19 protein-coding genes and 2 riboswitches are annotated in these 24,890 nt (G+C 49.1%); of the genes, 13 read left to right on the top strand and 6 right to left on the bottom strand.

The features are described 5' to 3' along the window. Nucleotides 1-3 precede the first annotated feature (3 nt). Nucleotides 4-1,110: a saccharopine dehydrogenase family protein gene (locus ACWHYD_RS05605; protein ID WP_447964928.1), complete on the bottom strand. Its 1,107-nt coding sequence runs from the start codon at nucleotides 1,108-1,110 to the stop codon at nucleotides 4-6. Between the two features lie 207 nt (nucleotides 1,111-1,317). Here ACWHYD_RS05605 and ACWHYD_RS05600 point away from each other — a divergent pair, with 207 nt between their 5' ends. The 6 genes from ACWHYD_RS05600 to ACWHYD_RS05575 all read left to right on the top strand — a co-directional run bounded on the left by ACWHYD_RS05600 (nucleotide 1,318) and on the right by ACWHYD_RS05575 (nucleotide 10,051). Next, a complete protein-coding gene (locus ACWHYD_RS05600) occupies nucleotides 1,318-1,713 on the top strand; it encodes a DsbA family oxidoreductase (RefSeq protein WP_447964927.1) in 396 nt (131 codons plus the stop codon). Nucleotides 1,714-1,930: 217 nt separating this feature from the next. Next, a complete protein-coding gene (locus tag ACWHYD_RS05595; RefSeq protein WP_447964926.1) occupies nucleotides 1,931-2,632 on the top strand; it encodes a DUF2490 domain-containing protein in 702 nt (233 codons plus the stop codon). 396 nt (nucleotides 2,633-3,028) lie between these two features. After that, entirely contained in the window at nucleotides 3,029-4,270 is a 1,242-nt protein-coding gene (locus ACWHYD_RS05590) for an FG-GAP-like repeat-containing protein (protein WP_447964925.1), read from the top strand. Nucleotides 4,271-5,156: 886 nt separating this feature from the next. Continuing rightward, nucleotides 5,157-5,238: riboswitch (cyclic di-GMP riboswitch) on the top strand. 67 nt (nucleotides 5,239-5,305) lie between these two features. Next, a complete protein-coding gene (locus tag ACWHYD_RS05585; protein ID WP_447964924.1) occupies nucleotides 5,306-7,276 on the top strand; it encodes an FG-GAP-like repeat-containing protein in 1,971 nt (656 codons plus the stop codon). A 739-nt stretch (nucleotides 7,277-8,015) separates the two neighbouring features. Further along, nucleotides 8,016-8,097: riboswitch (cyclic di-GMP riboswitch) on the top strand. A gap of 67 nt (nucleotides 8,098-8,164) precedes the next feature. Next, nucleotides 8,165-9,070: an InlB B-repeat-containing protein gene (locus ACWHYD_RS05580; RefSeq protein ID WP_447964923.1), complete on the top strand. Its 906-nt coding sequence runs from the start codon at nucleotides 8,165-8,167 to the stop codon at nucleotides 9,068-9,070. A gap of 615 nt (nucleotides 9,071-9,685) precedes the next feature. Further along, on the top strand, nucleotides 9,686-10,051 hold the full coding sequence (locus ACWHYD_RS05575) for a cupin domain-containing protein (protein ID WP_447964922.1): 366 nt from the start codon (nucleotides 9,686-9,688) through the stop codon (nucleotides 10,049-10,051). Nucleotides 10,052-10,160: 109 nt separating this feature from the next. On the opposite strand, the gene ACWHYD_RS05570 is transcribed toward ACWHYD_RS05575, so the two are convergent. After that, nucleotides 10,161-10,700: a hypothetical protein gene (locus ACWHYD_RS05570; protein WP_447964921.1), complete on the bottom strand. Its 540-nt coding sequence runs from the start codon at nucleotides 10,698-10,700 to the stop codon at nucleotides 10,161-10,163. A gap of 229 nt (nucleotides 10,701-10,929) precedes the next feature. On the opposite strand from ACWHYD_RS05570, the gene ACWHYD_RS05565 reads away from it, so the two are divergent. The 4 genes from ACWHYD_RS05565 to ACWHYD_RS05550 all read left to right on the top strand — a co-directional run bounded on the left by ACWHYD_RS05565 (nucleotide 10,930) and on the right by ACWHYD_RS05550 (nucleotide 18,086). Then, nucleotides 10,930-11,925, top strand: a complete 996-nt coding sequence (locus ACWHYD_RS05565; protein ID WP_447964920.1) for a DUF488 family protein, N3 subclade — start codon at nucleotides 10,930-10,932, stop codon at nucleotides 11,923-11,925. 1,068 nt (nucleotides 11,926-12,993) lie between these two features. Continuing rightward, nucleotides 12,994-14,595, top strand: a complete 1,602-nt coding sequence (locus tag ACWHYD_RS05560; RefSeq protein WP_447964919.1) for a sensor histidine kinase — start codon at nucleotides 12,994-12,996, stop codon at nucleotides 14,593-14,595. Continuing rightward, the gene (locus tag ACWHYD_RS05555) at nucleotides 14,546-15,007 is read left to right on the top strand and encodes a response regulator (protein WP_447964918.1); all 462 of its coding nucleotides are present in this window, start codon (nucleotides 14,546-14,548) and stop codon (nucleotides 15,005-15,007) included. The genes ACWHYD_RS05560 and ACWHYD_RS05555 overlap by 50 nt, the downstream gene beginning before the upstream one ends. 16 nt (nucleotides 15,008-15,023) lie before the next feature. After that, a complete protein-coding gene (locus tag ACWHYD_RS05550) occupies nucleotides 15,024-18,086 on the top strand; it encodes a PAS domain S-box protein (protein ID WP_447964917.1) in 3,063 nt (1,020 codons plus the stop codon). A gap of 22 nt (nucleotides 18,087-18,108) precedes the next feature. Here ACWHYD_RS05550 and ACWHYD_RS05545 read toward each other — a convergent pair whose 3' ends face one another. Further along, nucleotides 18,109-18,552, bottom strand: a complete 444-nt coding sequence (locus ACWHYD_RS05545; protein WP_447964916.1) for a CBS domain-containing protein — start codon at nucleotides 18,550-18,552, stop codon at nucleotides 18,109-18,111. 658 nt (nucleotides 18,553-19,210) lie between these two features. Between ACWHYD_RS05545 and ACWHYD_RS05540 the strand changes: the two genes are divergently transcribed. The 3 genes from ACWHYD_RS05540 to ACWHYD_RS05530 all read left to right on the top strand — a co-directional run bounded on the left by ACWHYD_RS05540 (nucleotide 19,211) and on the right by ACWHYD_RS05530 (nucleotide 21,809). Further along, nucleotides 19,211-19,627, top strand: a complete 417-nt coding sequence (locus ACWHYD_RS05540) for a DUF5069 domain-containing protein (protein WP_447964915.1) — start codon at nucleotides 19,211-19,213, stop codon at nucleotides 19,625-19,627. Between the two features lie 79 nt (nucleotides 19,628-19,706). After that, nucleotides 19,707-20,621, top strand: a complete 915-nt coding sequence (locus ACWHYD_RS05535; RefSeq protein ID WP_447964914.1) for a glutaminase — start codon at nucleotides 19,707-19,709, stop codon at nucleotides 20,619-20,621. A 93-nt stretch (nucleotides 20,622-20,714) separates the two neighbouring features. Next, nucleotides 20,715-21,809, top strand: coding sequence for a zinc-binding metallopeptidase family protein (locus ACWHYD_RS05530; RefSeq protein ID WP_447964913.1), 1,095 nt, complete (start codon nucleotides 20,715-20,717; stop codon nucleotides 21,807-21,809). Between the two features lie 199 nt (nucleotides 21,810-22,008). Here the strand turns inward: ACWHYD_RS05530 and ACWHYD_RS05525 are convergent, their stop codons facing one another. The 3 genes from ACWHYD_RS05525 to ACWHYD_RS05515 are packed head-to-tail and all read right to left on the bottom strand — an operon-like array spanning nucleotide 22,009 to nucleotide 24,848. After that, complete coding sequence (locus ACWHYD_RS05525) at nucleotides 22,009-24,123, bottom strand: response regulator (protein WP_447964912.1); 2,115 nt, start codon at nucleotides 24,121-24,123, stop codon at nucleotides 22,009-22,011. Nucleotides 24,124-24,132: 9 nt separating this feature from the next. Beyond that, entirely contained in the window at nucleotides 24,133-24,483 is a 351-nt protein-coding gene (locus tag ACWHYD_RS05520) for a circadian clock KaiB family protein (RefSeq protein WP_447964911.1), read from the bottom strand. After that, complete coding sequence (locus ACWHYD_RS05515) at nucleotides 24,480-24,848, bottom strand: circadian clock KaiB family protein (RefSeq protein WP_447965830.1); 369 nt, start codon at nucleotides 24,846-24,848, stop codon at nucleotides 24,480-24,482. Before ACWHYD_RS05515 ends, ACWHYD_RS05520 begins: the two co-directional genes overlap by 4 nt. Between the last annotated feature and the right edge of the window lie 42 nt (nucleotides 24,849-24,890).

Below are 24,890 nucleotides of genomic sequence, written 5' to 3'. Positions count from 1 at the left end.
TAATCACGAATACGAATCTTCCGGATCAAACAACTTCCCGAACCGGTTGGCCAGGATTGAGGGGAGACCAAACGTCTCTTGTGTCACAAATCCCCGAAACAGTTCGGGACGCTGAAAGACAAGATCCACCACGCTGCACATCCCGGCGGCCGTCGTCACCTGAATGGCAGACCACAGCTTTCCGGCAATCATGCGCGGATAAATTTTCTGCACAAAATTTTCTTCAAAAAGTTCATCCTTTCGCAAACCGGTGACAGAGGTATAGATCAGGACCACATCCTGCAAAGTTTTCGGCACGGCCTTTTCCAAAATACGCTTCAGGGTCTCTCGGTCATCATTCAGTTTCAGATCATTCATCAACAGTTGAATTTTTTCACAATGGCCTGGATAACGAAGTGTTTTATAATTCATCGTTCGCACCTTGCCGGAATAGGTATCCGCCAAAGTTCCCAACCCACCAGACGTGTTAAACGCTTCGTATAAGAGTCCATCAATTGAAATAGTTTCGTACCCTTCAAGCGGAAGCAAGTCAACTTCCTGACCGTTTTCAATTCCATAGCACATATTGCCGTACTCATTAATCAAACCATCCGTCGACCACGTCAACGAATATTTCAACACGTTGCTCGGATTCACCGGCAACGCCCCTACCCGCATCTTCACCATATCTACTGTATCAAAGCGGGTCATCAGTTCATGCGCAACAATGCTGATAAATCCTGGCGCCAGGCCACATTGCGGAACAAATGCCTTCTGCGACCCTTTACTGACATCCTTGATGCCCTTGGTGACTTCGATATCTTCAGTTAAATCAAAATAATGGGCGCCGCATGAGCGCGCCACTTCTCCAACTGCTAAGTTACAATAATAGGGAAGGCTGGAAATGATTCCGTCCGGCTCAACCGATTCAATAAATTTACTCAGAGCTCGCGAGTCCTGCACATCGACGGAAGACACGTGAAAATGCTCAGGTCCAATGTCCTTTTTCAGGCGCACAACCACCTCTTGATCCACATCTCCAAGGCATATTTCAAAGTCGCCACACTCAGCCAATAACGTAGCGATGAGCGACCCTATTTTTCCACCTCCAAGGATACAGATTTTCCCCATAGGCACCCCTTTTCCAAAAATTCCCTTCTTTTCTATTTTACTCCTTTTTAGCCCTCATGGTAGTGGGTGGGAGGATAAAAAAAATTCTACCCACAACCCACGGCTCCATGTAGAGCCTGGAACATGAAGATGAAAGGTTATGGCATTGACAGTTGAATTAACCCGAGATAGCGTCACTCAAGTGACGCCTCCAACAAATACAGCCTGATGACATCCTCTGTCACTTTGTATTCCGACTATGTTGGTCCGTATTGCTTTTACGCGGTACAACTCATTTCCCAAGTAGCCGCCACCGAAACGTTGACTATCAAATGGATGCCATATGGACTGTGTCCGGATCCTCAACCCACATTACGACCGAACGGGGAATACGTTAAAATGGTGTGGTGGGATTGGGTCTGTCCCATGACCGAACGGTTGGGTATTCCCATCAAACTTTCGAACATTTTCCCTCAACCCCATACTGGCCTGGCATTTGAGGGGTATCAATACGCACTCAGTCAGGGACGGAGGCCAGCGTATACCCGCCGAATGTTTACCGCATTCTTCCAGGGAGAACGCAACATCGGAGAACTCTCGGTAGCCACAGAGCAGAGGAACTGAAATTTAAAACATTGGGTTTTAAACACGCGCTAAATTCAAGGAAATATCAGGAACGCCACCGACAGGCTCCCCGGGACGCACAAGAAGAGAGACATATCACAACCATTCCGACCTTACTAAAGGGCAGGCACAGACTTGAGAGGCTACCCTCTCTTTACAACTTCGATTATTTCTGAGAAAGATTAAAGACTGAGCATTTCAAAAAGAAGAGAACGTGATGGATGTGAAAAAGACGAAAAGAATAGTGGCAGGATTGGTTGCCGCGTTCTTACTGTGGGGACCCGTCTTCTGCTTTGCAGGCTCCGAAACGATTCAAGATTTTCGACTGTGGACTCCAGTGTATCTAAACTTTCCTATCTCCGGCCCGGTGAAAGGATACTTGGAGGCCAATCCACGACTTTCCGACGATGCCTCACAAATCAACCAGCTCCTTCTTCGACCGGCTATCGGCTATCAACTCACATCCACCATCTCGCTCTGGCAAGGGTACGCCTGGGTTGCTAATTACCAACCGAGCTACAGCCAGGAACATCGGATATTTCAGCAACTCATTTACAACAACAAATTTTCAACATTCACATTATTCAGCCGGTCCCGTCTCGAAGAACGGTGGATCCAACATGCCATCGGAACAGCCGTTCGAGCCCGAACCATGCTTCGAGGAACGTTCCCGCTGCCGGCCTCCCCTGCCCTCGCAATCGCCGTCTATGATGAAATTTTTGTTAACCTCAATACTATTCGCCAGGGGCCTGAAGCCGGATTCGAACAAAACCGGTTTTTTCTGGGTCTCAACTACACGTTCTCCCCCAATCTCAATGTGGATGCCGGGTATCAACTACAGATCATTAACACGCCCCTTTCAGGTACAGTCAACCAGGCTAACCATATTCTTCTTCTGCAGTTCTTCATCAATCTGTAAAATTTCCCACAGCTATCAAATTGAGATCGGTTAGCCATGATAGTGGCTAATAGATCCTCTGACGAATGCCAGATGGTTATTCTGGAAAACCCGTTTCTCAGTCTTTTCTCTCTCCCAACTTTTGTGAAGATCAGCACAGAAAAATTGGGGTTCAGTACGGAGCAACTACATGTTTTACCCTATATCCTCCTTAATGTATCTTCCTCTAAGATGCACCACCTTTGAAAACACAATTGTTTTATATAATTTTTCCTCGAAACGACTCCACTTACTGTGGAGTAGACTCGAAAACTTAGAAGTCAGGTGAGCACACCTGATCTCATCCAGCCACCCAAGGAGGGGTAATCCCTATGAAGAGGATTTGGATTTTAGTCCGAATACCACAAGGCATAGTGTATGACCCGACAAATACCTTCCTTGAGTGTTGCAGCCAGAGTTACAGCCATCCCTGTCTTTTTCCTCCTCGGATTGTTCGCTAGCCCTGTTTTCTCGGCTTCTTCCATCAAACTAGCCTGGATCGCGAGTCCGGAACCGGACCTCATGGGATACTATGTGCATATGGGCACATCCCAAAGGTCTTACCACACCACGAAAAATGTCGGCCTCAACCCATCATATGTTTTCCAAAACCTACCAGAGGGACTCACTTACTATTTTACGGTGTCGGCGTATGATCAATCAGGAAACATCAGTGCACCCGCAGAGGAAGTGGCAATGACACTTCCAACACAGAACACGAACCCGAATCCTCATAAAAATCAGGACCTGAATGGGGACGGCAAGGCCGATCTGGTCTTTAGAAACACGAAAACCGGAGAGGTAGTCGTGTGGCTGCTCAGTGGCACGAGCGGCACGGCATCAGGCATTCTGGGCCAATTACCCCACGAATGGGCTCTGAAGGGATCGGGCGATGTGAATGGAGACGGGAAGGCCGACCTCATTTGGCGCAATGCCATCAGCGGCGCGGTGGCCATCTGGCTGATGAATGGCTTGACCATCATTTCCACCAGATTTCCCGGCAGCGCACCGGCGGCTTGGGCTATTCAAGCCGTCGGGGATCTCAACGGCGATGGCAAAGCCGATCTCGTCTGGCGCAACACCCTTGATGGCAACACCGCCATATGGTTCATGAATGAGACTGCGATTGTTTCTGCTGGTTTCCCGGGGGGCGTCTCATTAGGGTGGCAGATCGCTGCAGTGGGCGATGTAAATGCGGATACCAAAGCAGATATCATTTGGCGCAATGGCACCAGCGGCGCGGTGGCCTTATGGCTGATGAATGGCTCGACCGTCACCTCCACGAGTTTTCCCGGCAGCGCGCCAACGGCTTGGGATATTCAAGCCGTCGGGGATCTCAACGGCGATGGCAAAGCCGATCTGGTCTGGCGCAACTCCCTTGATGGCAACACCGCCATATGGCTCATGAATGCAACGTCAATCGCCTCATCAGGCTTCCCGGCGACTGTGCTGACGACATGGCAAATAGCGGGAGCAGAAGATGTGAATGGGGATGGCAAATCAGACATCATCTGGCGCAACAATAGCAATGGAGCTGTGGCGGTATGGCTGATGAACGGGGTCGCCATTACCTTTACAACCTTTCCCGGTACCGCTTCCACAGACTGGGAAATCCAATGAGCAGGAATTCAAAAACACCAGGCCGCTTCTCAAAATGGCCTCATGGGCCAACCCGACGAATGGAATTTATAAAAAAAATCTTCCCCCCCACTTCCCTTGATTTAACCGCCCCCCCTCCCCAATTTGAAAGAATTCGCTCGACTCAATCTTCTTTTCCGCAAAAACGGCATCCATTATTCGACCCCTCCTCGTGGTACGTAATGATTTTGAGTACCATGAGAATTCCTCCTCCTTTATACTGCATAACAGTGACAATCGCGCTTCCATCTGCCGTTGAGCCAGTTACATCTTCTTGCTGTTAGCAGCACGTCATCTGCCAAACATGGCCTTTCCCAAAAGGTGGCGCACAGTCATTTCATCACACCATAAGAGAATGTTCGACGGAATCATCAGGCCGGTGTGGTCATGTCCGGATGAGCAGCCGGAATAGTTGCCAACAAACCCATCCCTGAGGTGAACAACCTGGGGGCATGACGGTCCGGGTCGTTTTGTATTTTTTTTGGTCGCACCTGCCTCCATGGTTCTTCATCCTGACAATGCAAAACTTTCACCATTGCCGTAATGATCGAATCAAAATTTTCATAGAAATCGTAAAATTACAACGATAGTCATTAGGCACGGCCTCCAGGAATTTCACCTATGAGCCTGACCCTCCGTCCCCTCCTTTTCTAACTAAGTTTAATTTCGTTTCCTTTTTCCCATAATCATTCCGCTCGTTTTTTTATATTCTCCGGTTTTCCTCTGCCTAGATTCTTCATAACCCAATGTTGTCTTCTCTAAAGTTTTTCCTTACTTCTCCGAAATGTTCGGCAGACAGTTTGGGGGTGTAGGCAACACAATAGGGAGACAGAGGATAGGAAAAAGTTGACCAATTCATGAAATCCTTTTCCCGAAACGGCACACCTACTGTGAAGTAGGGTCGCAAAGCCAGGAGTCAGGTGCCCGCGCCTGATCGTCCGGCTACCGAAGGAAGGCGTCATTCGCAGGGGGAGAAGAGGATGAAGGCGTCGATCCGATTGGGACAAGGAGGAAAGCATGGTCAAACATTTGCCCCACCTGGGTTTCGCAAGCACACACTTGGCAGGCCTGACGCTGTTTTTCTTCGGATTGTTCGCTAGCCCCGCTTTCTCCGCTTCTTCCATCCAACTGACTTGGGACCCGAATTCCGAACCGGACCTGATGGGCTATTATGTGTATATGGGCACATCCCAAGGTTCCTATCACACCACGAAAAATGCCGGCCTCACCCCATCGCACATATTTCAGAACCTGCCGGAAGGGATCACCTATTATTTTACGGTTACGGCCTATGATCAATCAGGAAATATCAGCGAACCATCGAAGGAAGTGGCCATAGCTCTTCCGACACAGGGTGGAAATGTCCCACCTCCCGATACCACGCCCCCCACGATTGTCCTCATGAGCCCGCAAAATTCCGCGTCCCTAAGCGGCACCGTTACTGTATCCGCCACCGCCTCAGATAACATTGGTGTGGTGGGTGTCCAATTCAAACTCAATGGAAACAATCTGGGGCCAGAAGATACCACCAACCCATTTTCGTCATCCTGGAACACAACAGCCGTCTCGAATGGCTCTTACACCCTCAGCGCCACAGCCCGCGATGCCGCAGGCAATACGACAACCTCTGTGCCGGTGACCGTCACGGTATCCAAGGGAACCTCGCCTGGATTAACTATTTCCAATCTGACCGTCGCCAGCAGGCAATCATATGTCGTGCCCGCAGCAGGCCTTCAAGCCAGGGGCGTGGTGTATATTGACCGCTCCTTTACGTTTACTACAGTACCTGCAATCGTCGAGGGAGCTGCATTTATCCAGACTGCCAATAATGACAAAGCAGCTACGAACAACGGATTCCTCAGCTTCCATGTGAATCAACCAGTAACGGTCTATGTCGCCCATGACGTTCGTGTTACCTCCAAACCGTCTTGGTTGAGGACCTTTACTGATACGGGTAATGACCTTGGTACATCGGACACCACCCTCCACCTTTTTGCTCGGGCATTCCCCGTAGGGACCATTACCCTTGGTGGCAATGCCGGTAGTGATTTGAGCATGTATTCCGTCATCGTCCAACGACAGAACTCGAATCAAAGGACCCCCAAAAATCACGATCTGGATGGGGACGGGAAAGCCGACCTCATCTGGCGACATACAAAGACCGGCGAGGTTGCCGGATGGCTGCTCAATGGGACGAGTGTCGCAACATTGGGAATTCTGGGCCATTTACCCATGGAATGGGCCATGAGTGGAGTGGGCGATTTGAATGGGGATGGCAAGGCAGACCTTGTGTGGCGCAATAACACCAGCGGCGCAGTTGCCGTATGGCTGATGGACGGATTGACCATCACCTCGGCAGACTTTCTCGGCTCCGTTTCCACGAGTTGGGCCATTCAAGCCATTGACGATATGAATGGTGACGGCAAGGCCGACCTTCTCTGGCGCAACACCACTGATGGCAACACCGCGATATGGCTTATGAATGGGAAGGCGGTTGTTTCTACTGGTTTTCCAGCTGGTGTCTCATTAGGGTGGCAAATCGCCGGAGTGGGCGATGTGAATGGTGATGGTAAAGCCGATGTCATTTGGCGTCATGACACCAGCAGCACGGTGGCCATTTGGCTGATGAACGGCTTAACCATCAATTCCACCGGCTTTCCAGGCAGCGTCCCGACCGCTTGGGGAATCCATGCCGTCGGGGATGCCAATGGCGATGGCAAAGCCGATCTTGTCTGGCGCAACACCACAGACGGCAATACCGCGATATGGCTCATGAATGGAACAGCGATTGCCTCTTCCGGCTTCCCGGGGGCAGTATCGGTGGCATGGCAGATAGCAGGAGCGAACGATGTGAATGGTGATGGTAACGCCGATCTTATCTGGCGGAACCGCAGCAATGGAGGTGTGGCGGTATGGCTGATGAACGGCTTGACCATCGCATCGACGGGTTTTCCCGGGACCACTTCCACAGAATGGGAAATTCGGTAGTACGAAAGTTACGGTACAAGAATGACTACGCTACATGGTCTCGCGCACAACTTGGGATATGAAATCTTGGAAATTTCCAAACAGGGAGGACGGGCTAAGCCTTTACTTCATATGATCCGGCAATAATAATGATAATGTAACTGCCGATCCGACAAAACAGCACGTTGGGCACTCTCACAAACTACAACCAGGTTTACCCGGTCCTCATCTCAAACACCCCTCTCCCATTCTTTAACCCGCGGCCCCGGCTTCTACATAATTTGCAGACTTCCAATTCCATCTTAGCCGTGGAACGCGACCATCTCGAGCACATCGGGAAATCGGTCCTACTACATCATGCACGACATGGAAAACCGGGATTCAATCTTTTCTCAAGCTTGTCATTTGTTCTAGCCCTTAGTAGAAATCGCCCTGACAGACATTCCCTTTCCCCCGATGGCAAGCCCGGATGCAATTATTTATCCGAATATATTTTCTCGTTTATCCAAGAGAGATACCAATCCCACATTGCGCTACCATTCCAAATGAAGAATGGGACCCATTTTTTTGCCTCAACTCCATTTACGTTCCGTTGTTTTTGAGATTTTTTCTCATAAACTTTTTGTACTCCCTTAAACTCTGCTCTTTCTAAAGTTTTTCCTTACAGATCCGATATAGTTCGGCAGACCGTTTGGAGGTCTAAGTTACAAACCAAAGAAACAGACAGTCGAAAGAAAGTCCACCATTTCATGAAATCCTCTTCCCGAAACGGCACACCTACTGTGAAGTAGGGTCGCAAAGTCAGGAGTCAGGATCCAACGCCTGATCGTCCGACTACCGAAGGAAGTCGTCATTCGCAGGGGGAGGAGAGGATGAGGACTTCGGTCCGAATACCACAAGGAGTCGAATATGCTCCGCCACATGATCCCCCTGAATTTCACCAAAAAAAATATTGCCGGTCTTGCATTCTTTTTCATCGGATTATGCACTAACCCCGCTTCCTCGGCATCTTCCATCCAACTAATCTGGGACGCAAATCCGGAACCCGATTTGATGGGATATAATGTGTATATGGGCACATCCCAAGGCTCCTATCACACCACAAAAATTACCGGACCCAATCCTTCCTACGTGTTCCAGAACCTGCCGCAGGGAATCACCTATTATTTCGCGGTCACTGCATTTGATCAGACAAAAAACGAAAGCCTCCCCTCGGAAGAGGTGAGTATAAAAATTCCCGATACCATATCGCCGACAATGCCTGGAAATCTCACGTTGAATTCAGCATCAAATATCCAGGTGGCCTTTTCATGGACAGCCTCTACCGATAATGTCGGAGTAACCGGATATGATGTGACCAGGAATAATGTGGTTATCGGGCAACCCGGCACTAATGCTTTTGTGGATAAAACGACCAGTCCGGGAATGACCTATCACTATACTGTTAAAGCCCGGGATGCCGACGGGAATGTGTCCGCATCGTCTGCTCCCCTACAGGTCACTACTGCCAAGGGAATAGCTCAACTGGAGGTGTTCGTCAGCGGCAGTGGATCCGTTGTTTCGACTCCTAACGGAATTAATTGCCCGAGACGAAGTTGCTTAGCCAGCTACCCACAGCAATCCGTGGTGACATTGACCCCTCAACCAGAAAAGGGCTGGACATTTTCGGGATGGTCCGGCAGTTGTACCGGAACGGCAACATGTTCCTTAACCTTCACAAACAATAGGACCGTTAACGCTAATTTCACAAAGGTTACCAAGGCCAGATCGGTTAAAGACTCTAGAAATATTGGAAGACAAAGGCGAACGAGATAACGCACAAGCTTCTCCATTCCCTGGGTGCCCATGCACGGTTATAGACTTAGAGATATTGGCGGTGGCATTAAACTAGCCCTTTGACGGTGGCAAATAGCCAACCGATGGATTCAAAATTGATGGGTCCGTTCCCGAATGCCAGAAGAGATCTCAGCCGATTTAACAAACCAGACGCCCCAGCGCTGATGGCAGATAATAGATGAGTAATCCAATCCAACCAGCAACTACCTTTTGAATGTTTTCCGAAAACCGACTTCTCCTTCAGAAAAGTCCCGCAATAGCCCATTGGTGTTTTCTTTCATGCCGTTCGCCAAGGCCTCATACCCATTCCCAACCGATTTCTAAAGCCTAAAGGCAGGAACCAATCGCTTGAACTAAACAACTTTGAATTCGGTCTCGTCCTTGTTCTTGCTGCTCGAAGGTATCTGAGGCTATTCTAAATTTGACACTGATCGGACAAGCCGTTATGCCATATAAGGACTTCAAAAGTTTTTCCTGAGAGAATACAATGGAGATCTGTCAGGCCAGCAGGCCTGGCATAAAAATTTAACGAAGGCAAGCATTCACCCAGTCAATGCACGCTTAAATTCACGAAGAGGAGGTCAACGAGACGGTATGGCTAAACTGATCGAGCAACCCACAAGGATTAAACCTGCAGGGAACAAACCCAAACTCATCGACGAATACATCGGACGGGTGAATTGCGAAACAGACCAAATCAGCATCGCGCGCATGCAAAGTCCTTCCGGCTGGGAAGAGCCTGGGCAGACGCCTGAATTTGATGAATATACCCTGGTCCTTTCCGGGCAACTACGGGTGGAAACCAAAGAAGGGATAATTGAGGTGAATACCGGACAGGCGGTCATCGCCTATCGCAATGAATGGGTGCGGTACAGCACCCCCGGTCCTGAGGGGGCGGAGTATATCGCGGTATGTCTCCAGGCATTTTCCCCGGAGACGGTACATCGCGATACGGATTGAAACGGGTTTCCATGAAAGCACTTAGCAGAGAGCCGGGACTAACCGCCGCTAAAATCCTTCGCGCACATGGCAACCGCAGATGCCAAACTCAGGCTAAAGATGTTGATGCTTACGGATGATGATGGTGGCCCCCGCCAAACCGGAAATTATAGCCGAATGCCTGAGGCCCATAACCCCAATATCCAGGGCCATCGCCATAATAGCGTGGATAACCCCAGGGAGGTTGGAGATAGGTGCCGATAGGCGGAAACTGGGCATAGTCATAGGAAAAACCATAGGAGTACGCGTAGGGAGAAACATAAGGCGGCCGATAACGGGAATTCTGCTTAGAGTTCTGAGCTTTGCTCAGGGCTAACGCTTCCTGACGATCTAATTTCTCTTTGAGCTGATTGATTATCCCCTCCTGTGCCTTCAATTTTTCTGCCAACTGGTCGATTTTTTCTTGTTGAAGCTCCCTCAACGTGGTCACGCATCGGTCTTGAGCATCTCCAGAATATCCGGAACATTCCCAAGGAATAGTGGTAGCTTCTGCGAAGGCCTGGGGATCATTCAAAGACAACCCTACCCCGACTCCACAAATTAGCACCCATCCGATCCAACGGCTTAACCGGGAGGTCTTTGACGGGAACTGCTTCATGATTGTGTTCATGTCCTCCTCCTAATTGAAGGCATATAAGATTTTATCATGGCTTTGCGTGGTCCTACAAACGAGAGGCCTTCAGACTAATAAAGACCTGAAGAGTCATGAAGTCCCGAATGATCCATTGACACCTTTTTCCGGAATTCGTAGCATTCACCCCATTCCCCTTGCACAGAGGTTTTCATTCTTTAAGGCCAGGGCACGAAGACGTTACTCCCCAAAAGGACATTGATTTCGCATGGGACGCACCACACGGTTACAGACTCAAAAACCCATCCGTTGTGGGTGGGTGGGCACGAAATCGCACTTCATTCCCTATCATGATGAAGAATGGGGAATCCCCGTCCACGAAGACCACCGCCACTTTGAAATGCTGACATTGGAAGGGGCGCAGGCTGGCCTATCCTGGTCAACCATTCTGCTTCGTCGTGAAGGGTATCGTCGGGCGTTTGCCGCATTCGACCCCGAAAAAGTCGCACGCTTCGATTCCAGAAAAATCGCGGTGCTCCTTCAAGATACCGGGATCATTCGGAATCGCCTCAAAATTGAATCGACCGTCACAAACGCCAAAGCCTTTCTCACCATTCAGGAAACGTTTGGGTCGTTTGATCAGTACATCTGGGATTTTGTGGGAGGTGCGCCAATAATCAATGACTGGAAAGCAATGGCACAGGTTCCAGCCACGACTCCACAGAGTGACGCCCTCTCAAAAGATCTCAAGCAACGAGGATTTCGTTTTGTGGGAAGTACCGTCATCTACGCCCATATGCAAGCGGCCGGATTGGTGAATGACCACACCACTGATTGTTTCAGACACCCTTCCAACCTCCTACCACAAACTTCCTCCCAAGTTGCTAAAGTCCCGAATAAAAGCAATTATCGGGCAATCAAAGTCAAACGAATATATGACACCCCGGCCCCAGATGATGGGTGTCGGATTCTCATTGACCGGCTATGGCCTCGAGGGCTTTCAAAAGAAGCGGCCAAAGCGGATCTGTGGCAAAAGGATCTTGCCCCATCAACAGCCCTGCGAAATTGGTTTCACCATGAACCGAAGCGATGGGAAGAATTTCAAAGACGTTACGCAAAAGAGCTTGGGCAAAAACCCAAAGCAGTCGAAGAGCTATGGCAACGCATACAACAGGGTCCAGTCACCCTTCTCTTCGGGGCAAAAAATCAAGAATGTAACCATGCACTCGCCCTCAAAGCCTATCTCTCCCAGAATTATGAATAAAAGCGCCATTCCTATAACCGGCCAGAGCTTTTGAATCAGAACGTATGAAGAGGTGTTGGACAATATGATGTCACGGGATGTGGGCCAGCTTGTGTGGCCACATTGGCCAAGGTCTCCTAAGGAAATCAAAACAATCGCACTGGCAATGGGAATCACCGTGACGGATTCGCATCTGGTCTGATTCGGGCTTCTTTCGAACACCGTGCCACCAGAATAGGATTTAAGCCCTGTCGAGAGAACAACAGATTGTTTCCTGGAAGGCCCTGCCTTCCCATGTACTCCTTGCCACGAAATGGCACCGCAAAAAAAGCAAGCGTTCTGACATTGGGTGATCTATTGGAAAAATTCCAACCAACCCGTGCTTATGGATCATACATTTACTCTCCGCAAACACGTCCGTACCGATTTCGAAAAATTCGACACAAATGACTTATCGCCGTCCATCATTTGATTTAAGGAATTTCTATAAAAATATTAATCAAATTTTTCGCTTTTGATTGAACGCATTTTCCTTGCGTACATTTAAAAAAACCGTTATTATCGCGCATTATTTTATCATTAGCCTCATTTCCAATTCATCCTGCCTTATTTTTATCATGTCGAGAGATGTCACAAGCCCGATCCAATCGCTCAGGGGAGGTGCATCATGATCGAGGATTCGCCAATGTACCGGCAGATTCAACATTCTTCTCAAAAATCGGCTTGATACAACAATCAATTTTTTCGGGTGCGAATTCGTCGGCTCCTTGAGTCAACATAAACAAAAGGTCGAAGGATATTTGTGATCATCTTTTGACCAAAGCAAGTCCTGTTTCGGGACCCCACTTTATAGCCATGCGGTGCGCCTGAGCATGAACCATTTCGCCCAATTTCTAAGCCATAGACTACCCTCAGTTGGTATGTTTAAAGGAGTCAGTCTGCCATCACATCAAGCTCCGGCAGTCCTAAAAACACGACCCACCGACATAACTTTCCCCCCTGCACCGAATCCTCCCAGGTTCCCTATTATGACTCATTCATTGAATGGACCGATGGGAAAAGCGCCTAGATAACAGGTCGTTCAATTCTATGACCATGAGGGTTCCCCCCATAACAGTCCAAAAGCCACAGCCGAATCTTCAGAAGGCTCTCATTGGGGGGCTGGCATTGGGAATTTTCGTGGCGGACTGCCTGACTCCACTTGGAATTGGCATGGGCAGTCTGTACATTCTGGTCGTCGTGGCCACTTTCCCCCTCAACAATCCAGGGGCGACAAAAATCGCGCTAATCGGCGCGATTCTCTTAATTTTCCTGGGCTATTGGGGCTCTATTTCAAGGTTAGAATATGAAAGAGCCACGCTTAATCGCTCCCTCTCCACTCTCTGCGTCTTGGTAACAGGATATATGACGTTGAAAAACATTTCTTCCAGACAGGCACTCCAAACGGTCAAGGAAGATCTCGAAGTCAAATATGGCTTACAAACCAAGGAACTGAAAGAGCAAAATCACACAATGACGGTTCTGCTAGAAGATATGAAATTGATCAAAAATGACCTTGAGGACAAGGAGCGTCGGCTACGCGTGTTCGTTGATGCCTTCCCGAGTGGCATGTTGATTGTTGACCATCTCGGCAAGGTGGTCTTTGCCAACAAATTAATTGAAACTCTCTTTGGGTATTCACAAGATGAATTAATGGGGCAATCCATCGACACGCTCGTTCCCAAAAGATTTCAGCAGGAACATGCCCGACATCGAGTTGCATTTCTCGAAAACCCAAGTACCCGAGCCATGGGGGCAGGACGGGATCTGTTTGCCCGACGGAAAAATGGAAGCGAGTTTCCCGTAGAAATCGGCCTGAATCCCATCAACACGCCAGATGGCTTTATGGTGCTCAGTTCAGTCGTAGACATTTCAGCCAGGAAACAACACGAAGCTGAACTCAAACGCTTAAATCAACAACTGGCCAACCAGAATCAGGAACTGGAAGCCTATAACTATGCCGTTTCACATGATTTGCGAACGCCCTTGAGAGCGATTCAGAATTATGCAGATTTCCTGTTAGAAGACTTGTCCACCAAAGTTTCATCAGATCAAACACTGTATTTGACCGGCATTACCACCGCCGTATGCGAAGCGGAAGACCTGGTCTCTGATCTCCTTGAACTCTCGCTGTTAAATAACAAAGATTCTGCTCCTCAGGTCTGCCACATCGGTACCATCATTCCCAAAATCCTGCTCCTTCTGAATTTCGATAAAGACGTAGAAGTTCACACGCCTGCTGAATGGCCAACAGTCCTTGGCCATGAACATCTTCTGAAACAGATTTTCCAGAATCTCCTGGCCAATGGGGTCAAATTCAACCACTCCTCCCCAAAAGTTCTGAACATAAATTGGATGCAGGAACGCCAGGGGTTTATCACCTTTACGGTTGAGGACAATGGCATCGGGATCTCTGAATCATATCAGGATAAAATTTTTCAAGTCTTTGAACGATTGCATACGACTCGGGAATATGAGGGAACCGGCATAGGTCTGGCAATTGTCAAAAAAGCGGTGAGCCGGCTGGGCGGAGAAATACGCGTGAAGTCCGAATTGAGCAAAGGCAGCATTTTTTCATTCACGGTACCGATGGGAGAAAAACATGATGATGCAGGAAACGCGGAACTTAACGATTTTAATGGCGGAAGATAACCCCCATGATGTCCTTGCCACCAAACGGGCCTGGGAACAATTTGGCTTTGGAAATCATCTGCATATTGTGTCGGATGGCGAAGAATGTCTGGAATATCTGTTTCACCAGGGGAAATATTTGGAATCAAACATCTTTCCTGACCCTGACCTCATTCTTCTGGACCTCAAGCTTCCCAAACTGGATGGCCATCAGGTTCTCCAAACCATTCGGGCAAAGGATCAGTTCCGGTTTTTACCTGTCATCATTCTCACGAATTCCACTCTTGAGAGGGACCGGAACAAAGGATATGAATATGGATGTACGGCATTTCTCAAAAAACCGGTCGGATACGCCAACTTTGCCAATCTCTTAAAATCCCTCCGGACATTCTGGAGTTGCGTGGAACCCTACGCCAAGCCATTATCAGCCTAAACGAACGGGTAACCACATGTCCCTGGTCCAGGAATCCGGATTATCAGCTCTCCTCATCGAGGACAACTCCCACGAGCGAATCGCGATCCGTCGTTCGCTTAAGAAGGACGTTCACACCCTTCTTGAATGCGAAAGTGCGGAGGAAGCCATACGTCATGTGGAACAATCCCCTTCCGAATTTGACGTCATCATCGCCGACTTCAAACTCCCAGGCATGGATGGCCTCACTCTGTTTCGCACATTGCGTCAGATGAAATGCGTATCTCCGTTTATTCTCTTAACAGGCAATGGGTCCGAACAGATTGCCATTGAAGCCTTTAAAGCCGGGGTGAATGACTATTTGGTCAAAGCGTCTCAAAGCGGCTACTTGGATTTATTGCCGGCCCTGGTGGCGGAAGTCATCCAGCATCATCGCTTGAAAATCAGAAATGAGTTACTGGAATTGTCACTCAGAGAAGCCAATGAACGGTTTCGCCAATTAATGGAGCATTATCAGGGGATTTTTTGGCTGACCGATTTTCAAGAACCAAGAAGGTTATTGTATGTCAGCCCAACCTATGAAAGGCTTTGGGAGCGCCCGGCTCTTCAGCTAACTCAAAATCCATTGGACTGGCTTGAAGCCCTTCATCCCAAGGACCGGGACCGCATCGAAAACGCCTATCTGAAATTGAGCATCACCGGAGGCTATAACGAAATCTATCGAATTATTAAGCGGGACGGATCCACCCGATGGATCCATGAACGAGGACTTATCAACCACAGGCAAGGAGGGTATCCCTACCGGATAACCCGGCTGGCTGAAGACATCACCGACCGCACCACGATGTCAGAAGCACTTAAAGCCAGCGAGGAACGCTTTGCACAGTTCATGGCCCATCTTCCGGGTTTGGCCTATATGAAAGACGAACAGTATCGGTTGATGTATCTGAATCCGGAATTTGAACAGGTGTTCAATATTGATCTCAAAAACTGGATAGGAAAAACCGTTCACGACCTAATGCCTCCCGACACAGCGTCCAGGATCCAATACGATGATGCCCGGGTGCTCTCCCAAGGTCAATCCCTCGAAATTCTCGAAGACATTCCTCTCAAAGACGGCCTCCATCAGTATTTAACCTGCAAGTTCCCAATCCTTCAAAATGACCGGCCACCGATACTGGGCGGTGTGTCGATTGATGTCACAGGTCAGTTCAAAGCCGAGATCCAGAGGGATCACATTTTTTCCCTCTCTCTGGATCTCATGTGTAGCATCGGCATTGACGGATATCTCAAAAAGACCAATCCCGCTTTTGAAAAACTTCTGGGGTATACCCAAGAGGAACTGCTATCCCAACCATTGATATTTTTCACTCATCCCGAAGATCGGATATCTACCCAGGCAGCGTTCCATCAACTCGCTGAAGAAAAAGATGTGGTGGATTTCCAGAACCGCATCCGTGATATCCGAGGCAATTACCTCTGGCTGGAATGGCGTGCCACTCCCCAGCTTCAGGAAAAAGCCATCTATGCCGTCGCCCGGGATATCACCCAGCGGTATCACGCAACTAAAGCGCTCCGCCGATATGAACAAATAGTGTCGACCAGTTCCGATTTTCTCTGTTTTTTAGATGAGGAAAACTGCCTGCAAGCCGTCAATCATGGATTTTGTGAATATTTCAATCTGCCTGCCCGGGAAATCACCGGTCGTCACATCCGGGATTTTGTCGGAGCGGATTTGTTTGAAACACAGCTAACCAGTCATTTAGCGGAATGCCGAAAAGGGCGGGTCGTCTGTTTTCATCAGCACCTGACATTTCCAGAAGGAACCATTCGCTTTATGGAAGTCAGACTGAATCCCTATGTAGAGCCGGACGGAATTATTTCAGGCGTGACGGCCATATGGAGGGATCTCACCGAGCAAAAACGCCTGGAACAGCATGTGAGACAAACACAGAAGATGGAATCCATAGGCACCCTGGCCGGAGGAATCGCACACGACTTCAATAACATTCTGATGGCGATTCTCGGATGGGCGGAAATGGGAACCTGGAAACATCCCCAAGGGGATCCCGCATATAAATATTTTGAGCAAATTGGAATAGCGGGAAAACGTGGACGGGATCTCATCCAGCAAATCCTCACCTTCAGCCGTCAAACAGAACACCAACCTCGCCCGGTCGATCTGGGGCCGGTTATTGAAGAATCTCTGACTCTGCTCCGTGCCACCTTTCCTTCTAACATTGACCTGCGTGTGGTTATTCATCAAAAAATGAATATGGTGTTTGCCGACCCCGTTCAAATTCACCAAATCATCATGAACCTCTGCTCTAATGCCGAACAGGCCCTTCGCCCCAATGGCGGAACTCTGACCATCAACCTTCTTGCCATCATCATTGAAAAAGACGACCTCCGATTTCCCCCTACACTGAATCCAGGAAGGTATGTACAGATCGTCGTCAGTGATTCCGGCCCTGGGATTCCCGATCATATCCTTCCAAAAATTTTCGACCCGTTCTTTACCACCAAATCCGTCGGAAAAGGAACCGGAATGGGATTGGCAGTGGTACATGGCATTGTGGAAAATCTCCGAGGACACATTTCGGTACAATCCTCCAATAAGGAGGGAACCACCTTTCTCATCGCCCTGCCCGAGTACCAGATACCCACTGACTCCTCCCTTGATTCAAAGCCTTCCCCCATCTTCACCGGAAGTGGTCATGTGCTAATGGTGGATGATGAAGTGTCGATTACGGAAGTCTTGAAAGAATTCCTGGAGCATCTGGGATATACCGTCACTGTCCGCATTAACCCCTTGGAGGCCCTTGAAGTGTTTCGCATGAATCCCCACCAATTTGACTGTCTCATCACCGACCAAACGATGCCCACACTTGGAGGAGACCTGCTGTCTCGAGAAATTCTCAAAATACGCCCCGATATGCCCATCATCCTTTGTACGGGCTTCAGTCATACCATTGACATGGAAAAGGCTTTGGAACAGGGAATTAGCGCATTCCTCTACAAGCCAATCCTGCTGGATCAACTAAGCCAGACGCTCACCCGGGTACTGTCGCATTCCAAACCCGAAATTCCCGGATCATGACTGAGACTCTAGGATTTCTCTCCTAAAAAACCTTTGTCTGACGGGTGGCATTCAAATACCCCAGAAGGATATCCCGCCTGGCCACGACGCCAAGGAGTTTGCCCTCTTCATCGACCACCGGCATTCGAATCAAATGCTTCCCTTCAAGTCGATCAATAATATCCATAGCCGGCGTTTCCCGCTTCACCGTAACCGGTGCAGGTGTCATCAAGTCGCTCGCCGGAACTCCTAATAAAGAACGCTCCTCTTTAATGGCATGGAGAAGATCGAACTCACTGACGATACCAAGCAAATGCTGGTCATGGTCAACGATCGGCACACTCCCGAAACCTTCCTCGGTCATCGTCTGCGCCAAGGCTTCTGCCGAATCCTCAGGATGATAGGCATACACAGCATCTTGCATAAATTGCTCGGCAATAAGACCTTTAAAGTCCCTGGCTCCAACGATGTAATCAACGCGTCGCATAATCCATCCCTCCTTGTTCAGAGAACTGGGGTGAACTCATGTGTTGAAAGACCATAGGGCACTATCAGATCCTTCAATCCAAAGTCACTCTCCACATTCCCAACGCTATGAGGCTGAAAATAAGACCTTCCATCATCCCTTCCCCCCAAACTGTCAATCGGGGGCTCAACAGCCATACTTTACACATCATCCACCCCTGCCAGGCTTTTCGCATGGCCTCACCTCCTTCCCCTCCTCGACGACACTCACCTATGAGAATTTCAGCTTCATCTTTGGATCTATTATGTGTGTTTCATGACGAAAACAAGAAGGCCTTCCGGGCATGTGCATCCCCGAAAGGCCTTTTTATGGATCAATTCCGATAGGGTGAAGGAATAACGATTTACCCCATGACGACCTCGATTTTCTAGATTTTTTCTACCATGCGCTTTTTTTGAATAAAAGTAAAGCGCCTCTTTTTAAGAGAACCCGGGCACAGGCACGATGAACAGTGCTGTGCGAAAAAAGACCACGAGCAGCACTATTAGAAAAACACATGACGTGTGCTTCAGCATTCCCGTAAAATTCTTGAGGGCCCTGAATTACATTGTCTACTAGCAAAGGCCTCCTCGACTAATATGAGGTAAGATTTCGTACGGGTTCTTTTACGCACATAAATATGAAACTTCGTCGCCCACAAAACACCTTAGCAAGTTGCTGTTGGCTCGCCCGTATGACCGATAAAGTGCGGGCTTGCCAACAGCGGAACTTCCCGCTTCTTTATCGCATATCCTTGGGCAGTCCGGTCGGCATTGACGGCTATTTTCTTCGGCATTTCGGCCTGTCTTTTTGTCAATTTCGAAATGCCGTCATGGAAACTCGTACGGACATAGACCTGGAACAGTGGTTTCTCAATCAGCCGGGAGTGAATCCCTCAACTATTTCGAGCTGGAATGACTTTGCTCCCAGGCTAGGCACCCCAGGCTACCCTGTCTCCTTTGTACGACATTTCATCAAATGGTTCGTCTATCCCAAATCCATTAAGCACCCGGTGAACAGCCTTTTTGAAATGATTGAACAGGATGAAGCCCCTTAAGTCCGCTCCCTTCCTGTTATCATGGGCCCTCACCCAACACCAATACATACATACCTGCCTGTAAAAGATGTGAACCTGTATGAACTATCAAGCCATTTTGAATGAAATCCATCAAGAAGTCCTAACCCTGTTACCGTGCGGAACCGTTGCCACCTACATTCCCCAATTGGCATCCGTTTCCCCTCAGAATTTTGGAATGGCGGTCCAGACCGTTGACGGGGATGTGTTCCAGGTGGGGCAAGCCCTAGAGCCCTTCTCGATTCAAAGCATTTCAAAGGTGTATACGCTGACCCTCGGATTTCCATTTGAAGGCGATAACATTTGGACACGGGTTGGACTCGAACCATCCGGATCGACCTTCAATTCTCTCGTCCAACTCGAATATGAACATGGCATACCCAGAAATCCATTTATCAACGCAGGAGCCCTGGTCATCTCTGATATCCTTGTATCATATCTCAAAGATGCCAAATCCTCCTTTCTCGATTATGTCCGGCAACGGGCCAATAATGCCGCCGTTCAAGATGATCCCCAGGTGGCCCGCTCCGAACGACAAACCGGCTTTCGGAATGCGGCCATGGCCAATTTCCTCAAAAGTTTTTCCAACCTCACGAATGAAGTTGAAGAGGTGTTGGAGTTTTATTACTTCCACTGCTCACTGTCGATGAGTTGTGTAGACCTGGCAAAAGGTTTTCTCTTTCTCGCCAATAAAGGACTCTGTCCCTGGACCAATCAGCAGGTCCTCACCCAAAGCCAAACGAAGAGAGTGAATGCCCTCATGCTCACCTGCGGAACCTATGATGCGGCGGGAGACTTCGCCTTCAATGTCGGATTGCCGGGGAAAAGTGGGGTGGGTGGCGGAATTGTCGCTGTCATCCCGAACCGGCTCACTGTAGCCGTGTGGTCTCCCGGATTAAACGAAAAGGGCAATTCATTGGCGGGCCAATATGCACTCGAATTATTCACCACCAAAACCGGCGTGTCTATTTTCTGATTCAGGATGATGGCTGTTTGGACAGCCGGATGAAGGGTCTTTCTTCCCCTCGCCTGGATTCTCACGTTCACTCTTAACCGGGAATAAATGACCATGAAAATGTTTACCTGCCATTGCGGCAATACGTTGTTTTTTGAAAATATCCACTGCCTATCCTGCAATTCGGAAGTGGGATGGTGCCCGGCTTGCCATCGTATGTCGGGGCTACTCGTGAGTCCTGACGGCGCCTATCGATGTGGCTACACGGCATGCCATGCCCCACTACTGAAATGTCATAATTATGTTGTCGAACAGGTTTGTAATCGATGTCTTCAGGCAGGCCCCAATGACCAACTCGTCACGCAGCTCTGTGACTACTGCCGCTATAATGACACGATTCCCGATCTGACTGTGGAGGGAAATCGAGAGCGTTGGTATCGTCTGGAAACCGGCAAACGACGCCTACTATACACCTTGGACCTATTGGGTCTTCCCTATGGGAAAGCAGAAGACGGCATTCAACCCGCCTTATCCTTTGACTTCAAAGCCGATGTCAGCCTCTCCGGGAATCACTGGCATACCATGGGAGACCATGAACAGGTGTTCACGGGACATCAGAACGGGAAAATCACCATCAATCTGCGTGAGGCCGAAGATGTTGAGCGGGAAAAATTACGCGTCTCATTTGGGGAAGCTCACCGGACCATCATTGGTCACTTCCGACATGAGATTGCCCACTATTATTGGGAAATGTTGATACAGGACAAGCAGGAAGAAACGTTCAACCGGATCTTCGGCAATTATCAACAGCCAACCTATGCGCAAGCCCTTGAACGGCACTATCGGGAAGGCCCGCCTTCTGACTGGCAAGCCAACTACATCAGTGTCTATGCCACCATGCACCCATGGGAGGATTTTGCGGAGACATTTGCCAAATACCTTGCGATCGTGAGTGTGCTCGATACCGCGAGACATACGGGAATCGGAGAGGGAATCGATCCGACCAAAGCCGACATCGGAGACATGATTCGATCCTACCAACGGCTTGGGCTGGGATTGAACGAAATGAATCGAGCCATGGGCTTAATTGATCTGATGCCGGAGGTGCTGGTTCCTCCCGTTATCGCAAAGCTCCAGTATATTCATCAGATTATTCTTGAGGCGCGTTCGGGAATGTCCATTCCGCCAGCCACTCGTTCCTCAACATAGCTCCCGCTGGCTCCGTACTATTGAGGGGACACAAGCAGCGCAAGCGGGATCAATCCGCGCAGAACTGATGGGTTGTGCTCTGACACACGGGACCCGATAACAAGAGGTCCCACCTGAGAATGCAGAAAGGAAGAGTTCACACGACGCTGGAATGAACTTCAAAAGCGGTTCTGCCACCAACGAGCTGAAGGTTGGAGGGCTATGGAGTGTGGGCAACCATCTGACGAATGCTGCCAACGAGTTCACTGGCAATTCCATTTTTGGTGAGAAACATGCCCGCGCCTGCCTTCAGGAGTAATTCCTGGACATGCTTATCTTCCTGGACAGACAGCCCGATAATGGCCATCAAGGGAAATTCCTGAATAATTCTGCGGGTCGCCTCAATGCCATTCATCTTTGGCATATTCACATCCATGACAATGAGATCGGGATGAAGGGTGCGTGCATACTCAATGGCTTCCAGTCCGTCTTGTGCTTCCCCCACGACTTGAAAATCTGCTTGAACCTCTAATATCCCGCGAATGCCTTGTCTGACAAGAGCATGATCATCTACAAGAAGAATACGAGTCCCTTTTTTCTGCGGGGTGTTTGAGGGGAAAGATGCCAACGATGTCACAGACTTTGCCTTGGTATCGAGAGAAGCCTCTGATGTAATGGGAGAATGAAACGGAACCACGAGCGTAATGCAAGTTCCCTGTCCAACTTCCGCTTTGATATCAATACTCCCGCCCAAAGCCTCTACCCGTTCACGAATGCTGAACAGTCCAAATTTTCCCGGGCTGGAATAATCATGCGAGGCATCGGACAGGGGAAACCCCTTCCCTGTATCCTCCACCTTCACTTGGAATTCGTGGGATGCGGTCTTTTTGAGAGAAACCGTGGCCTGTGTGGTGTCGGCATGTTTTTTGATATTAAAAAGGAGTTCCCTGACAGCCTGAAACACAAATATCGCGTGATCTTCCGGAAGTTGAATGTTTTTGTCTTCTTCCTGTATGTCCACCTGAAGACCATGCCGCTCAAATTGCCCCCCAAGCCAGACCAGGGCAGGCACAATTCCCAGTTCATAAAGAATACTGGGACTCAACTCCGCAATCAGGGTCCTCGTATAAGTGAGTGAATCCGACAGGATGGTATCGATTTCCTCGATATCCGTTTTCAATTCCGGACTCCAGTCTTCCCGGTTCTGTTGGGCAAGTTTCATCCGGCAGACGACCAGCAATTGGGCAAGGTAATCGTGCAGTTCATTGGCCAGGCGTCGTCGTTCGCGTTGTTCGGTCACGACTAATTCTGATGACATCTCCCGAAGATGTTTTTGATAACTCAACAAATCCTGTGTGCGAGCCTGAATGCGTTGTTCAAGAGAATTGTTAAAGGTCTGTAAATCCCGTTCGGCCATTTTCCTTTCCGTAATATCCACGATCGTGAAAATCGCTCCCACCGTGTTCACTTCGTCGTCCTGCAAAGGACTGCCGCTCAGGAGCACAGGAATGCTTCTGTTCGCGATCTGCAAATTGCCTTCAAGACCACGCAGTGTCCTGCCGGCGAGCACTTCTTGGACCACATTCCTCTCTTCATTCCATGGCTCACGACCGCCGGAGGGAACCGGAGTCTGGATGAATGTGAAACGAAAATGTTCATGAAACCGGGTATGGAGGATAGGTTGCTGGATCAGTCTATCGATCGCGCGGCTGTGGCGTATGATTCGACCGGACCGATCACACACAACCACCGCTTCTCCTGTTTGCTCCAAGATCATTCTGGAAAATTTTTCTTCCGCCAACGCCCGGTCGTATTTCTTTTGCTCCGTCAGGTCGGTCAGAATCGCACAATGCAAGTGCTGATTATCAATGTGAATGGACGTCATGCCGATGAAAACGGCAAGATCATAATGGTCTTGGGAGACCAAATGAATCGTTCCTGTTCTCCCGGAAACCGGTGAATGAGAACCAGCCAGAGTCAGAAAAAATTCCCGATCGTCCTCAGCAATAAATGATTCGATAGGAAAACCAAATAGTTCCTGGTGGGAGTGATTGACCATACTGGCGAAGGTGGTATTCGCATAAAATATAATACCGCTCTCATCAAAAATCACCGCGCCCTGCATCATTTGATCGATGATGAGTCGATAGGGATAATCCGCACTCTTGAGCGTAAAGACTTGATCTCCCTCACCTGTTTCCACGATGAGGGCATCGACGGCTCCCTCCCGAATGGCCTGAAGCGTGTCTTCCGCTTCTTTCAACCGTAGCTGTAATATTTCCTCACGGCTTGAAAGACGAGACTTTGCGAGGGACGGTTTATGCTTTGGGGCCATGGCTATACTTTATCCAGAAGAAGGCAATGGAAGAGGAGGGGTCAATCCCAAGGCATGCAGGACACGGTCTTTTTTCGAAAGATCTCCGATGATTCTGCAACTGGGAAGAGGAAACTCTTTGATGAGGGTGGGAGCCGCAAAAATATGATTGGCACGGGCGGCAGCGGGATTGCGATACAGGTCAATAATTTGAAGGTCAGGATTCTGTTCGTCGAGGTGTTCACGGCAAATGACTTTGATATTGGCCATGGCACGGAGCGAGAGACTCGTCGCCCCGGTCACATACAATCGAAGGCGCATCCCCGATGGTTTCCCGCCAGGGGGTACTTTCCTGGGGGTGGTTGGCGCATGGGATTTCATGATGAGACTTTCATTGAACTTGACATAAGCACCTCACCCGATTCGTCGATCAGATCCAGCCCCATTAAAACTTTTTCAACATTCGATAAATCTCCAATGATTTTTTTTAAGGGAGGCGGCAATTTTTTGACCAGGGTGGGAATGGCCAAAATCTGATCAAGTCTGGCTCTCTTAGGCTCCTGGAGAAGATCTACAATTTCCACCGTATATTTCGAGGATAAATGCGTATCGCACAATTGTTGTAGATTACTCATGGCCAGGCGTGATTTGGGGGAATGTCCGGCGACATAGAGGGTTAAGTGGTAAGGAGAAGACTTGGCAGAACCCCGCTTGGGCGTCGATGAGGTTTTAGACGCATTTTTCATAGTCATGAGACCCTCCTCGATCACCTAATCATTCGTGGATGC

The sequence above is a fragment of the Nitrospira sp. Ecomares 2.1 genome (genome assembly GCF_965152585.1).
This window is presented reverse-complemented; position numbering and strand designations above follow the sequence as displayed.

Bases quoted from the DNA above. Each gene is read 5' to 3' on its own strand.
- ACWHYD_RS05605 (WP_447964928.1), bottom strand. From the start codon at position 1,110: ATGGGGAAAATCTGTATCCTTGGAGGTGGAAAAATAGGGTCGCTCATC.
- ACWHYD_RS05600 (WP_447964927.1), top strand. From the start codon at position 1,318: ATGACATCCTCTGTCACTTTGTATTCCGACTATGTTGGTCCGTATTGC.
- ACWHYD_RS05595 (WP_447964926.1), top strand. From the start codon at position 1,931: ATGGATGTGAAAAAGACGAAAAGAATAGTGGCAGGATTGGTTGCCGCG.
- ACWHYD_RS05590 (WP_447964925.1), top strand. From the start codon at position 3,029: ATGACCCGACAAATACCTTCCTTGAGTGTTGCAGCCAGAGTTACAGCC.
- ACWHYD_RS05585 (WP_447964924.1), top strand. From the start codon at position 5,306: ATGGTCAAACATTTGCCCCACCTGGGTTTCGCAAGCACACACTTGGCA.
- ACWHYD_RS05580 (WP_447964923.1), top strand. From the start codon at position 8,165: ATGCTCCGCCACATGATCCCCCTGAATTTCACCAAAAAAAATATTGCC.
- ACWHYD_RS05575 (WP_447964922.1), top strand. From the start codon at position 9,686: ATGGCTAAACTGATCGAGCAACCCACAAGGATTAAACCTGCAGGGAAC.
- ACWHYD_RS05570 (WP_447964921.1), bottom strand. From the start codon at position 10,700: ATGAACACAATCATGAAGCAGTTCCCGTCAAAGACCTCCCGGTTAAGC.
- ACWHYD_RS05565 (WP_447964920.1), top strand. From the start codon at position 10,930: ATGGGACGCACCACACGGTTACAGACTCAAAAACCCATCCGTTGTGGG.
- ACWHYD_RS05560 (WP_447964919.1), top strand. From the start codon at position 12,994: ATGACCATGAGGGTTCCCCCCATAACAGTCCAAAAGCCACAGCCGAAT.
- ACWHYD_RS05555 (WP_447964918.1), top strand. From the start codon at position 14,546: ATGATGATGCAGGAAACGCGGAACTTAACGATTTTAATGGCGGAAGAT.
- ACWHYD_RS05550 (WP_447964917.1), top strand. From the start codon at position 15,024: ATGTCCCTGGTCCAGGAATCCGGATTATCAGCTCTCCTCATCGAGGAC.
- ACWHYD_RS05545 (WP_447964916.1), bottom strand. From the start codon at position 18,552: ATGCGACGCGTTGATTACATCGTTGGAGCCAGGGACTTTAAAGGTCTT.
- ACWHYD_RS05540 (WP_447964915.1), top strand. From the start codon at position 19,211: ATGAAACTTCGTCGCCCACAAAACACCTTAGCAAGTTGCTGTTGGCTC.
- ACWHYD_RS05535 (WP_447964914.1), top strand. From the start codon at position 19,707: ATGAACTATCAAGCCATTTTGAATGAAATCCATCAAGAAGTCCTAACC.
- ACWHYD_RS05530 (WP_447964913.1), top strand. From the start codon at position 20,715: ATGAAAATGTTTACCTGCCATTGCGGCAATACGTTGTTTTTTGAAAAT.
- ACWHYD_RS05525 (WP_447964912.1), bottom strand. From the start codon at position 24,123: ATGGCCCCAAAGCATAAACCGTCCCTCGCAAAGTCTCGTCTTTCAAGC.
- ACWHYD_RS05520 (WP_447964911.1), bottom strand. From the start codon at position 24,483: ATGAAATCCCATGCGCCAACCACCCCCAGGAAAGTACCCCCTGGCGGG.
- ACWHYD_RS05515 (WP_447965830.1), bottom strand. From the start codon at position 24,848: ATGAAAAATGCGTCTAAAACCTCATCGACGCCCAAGCGGGGTTCTGCC.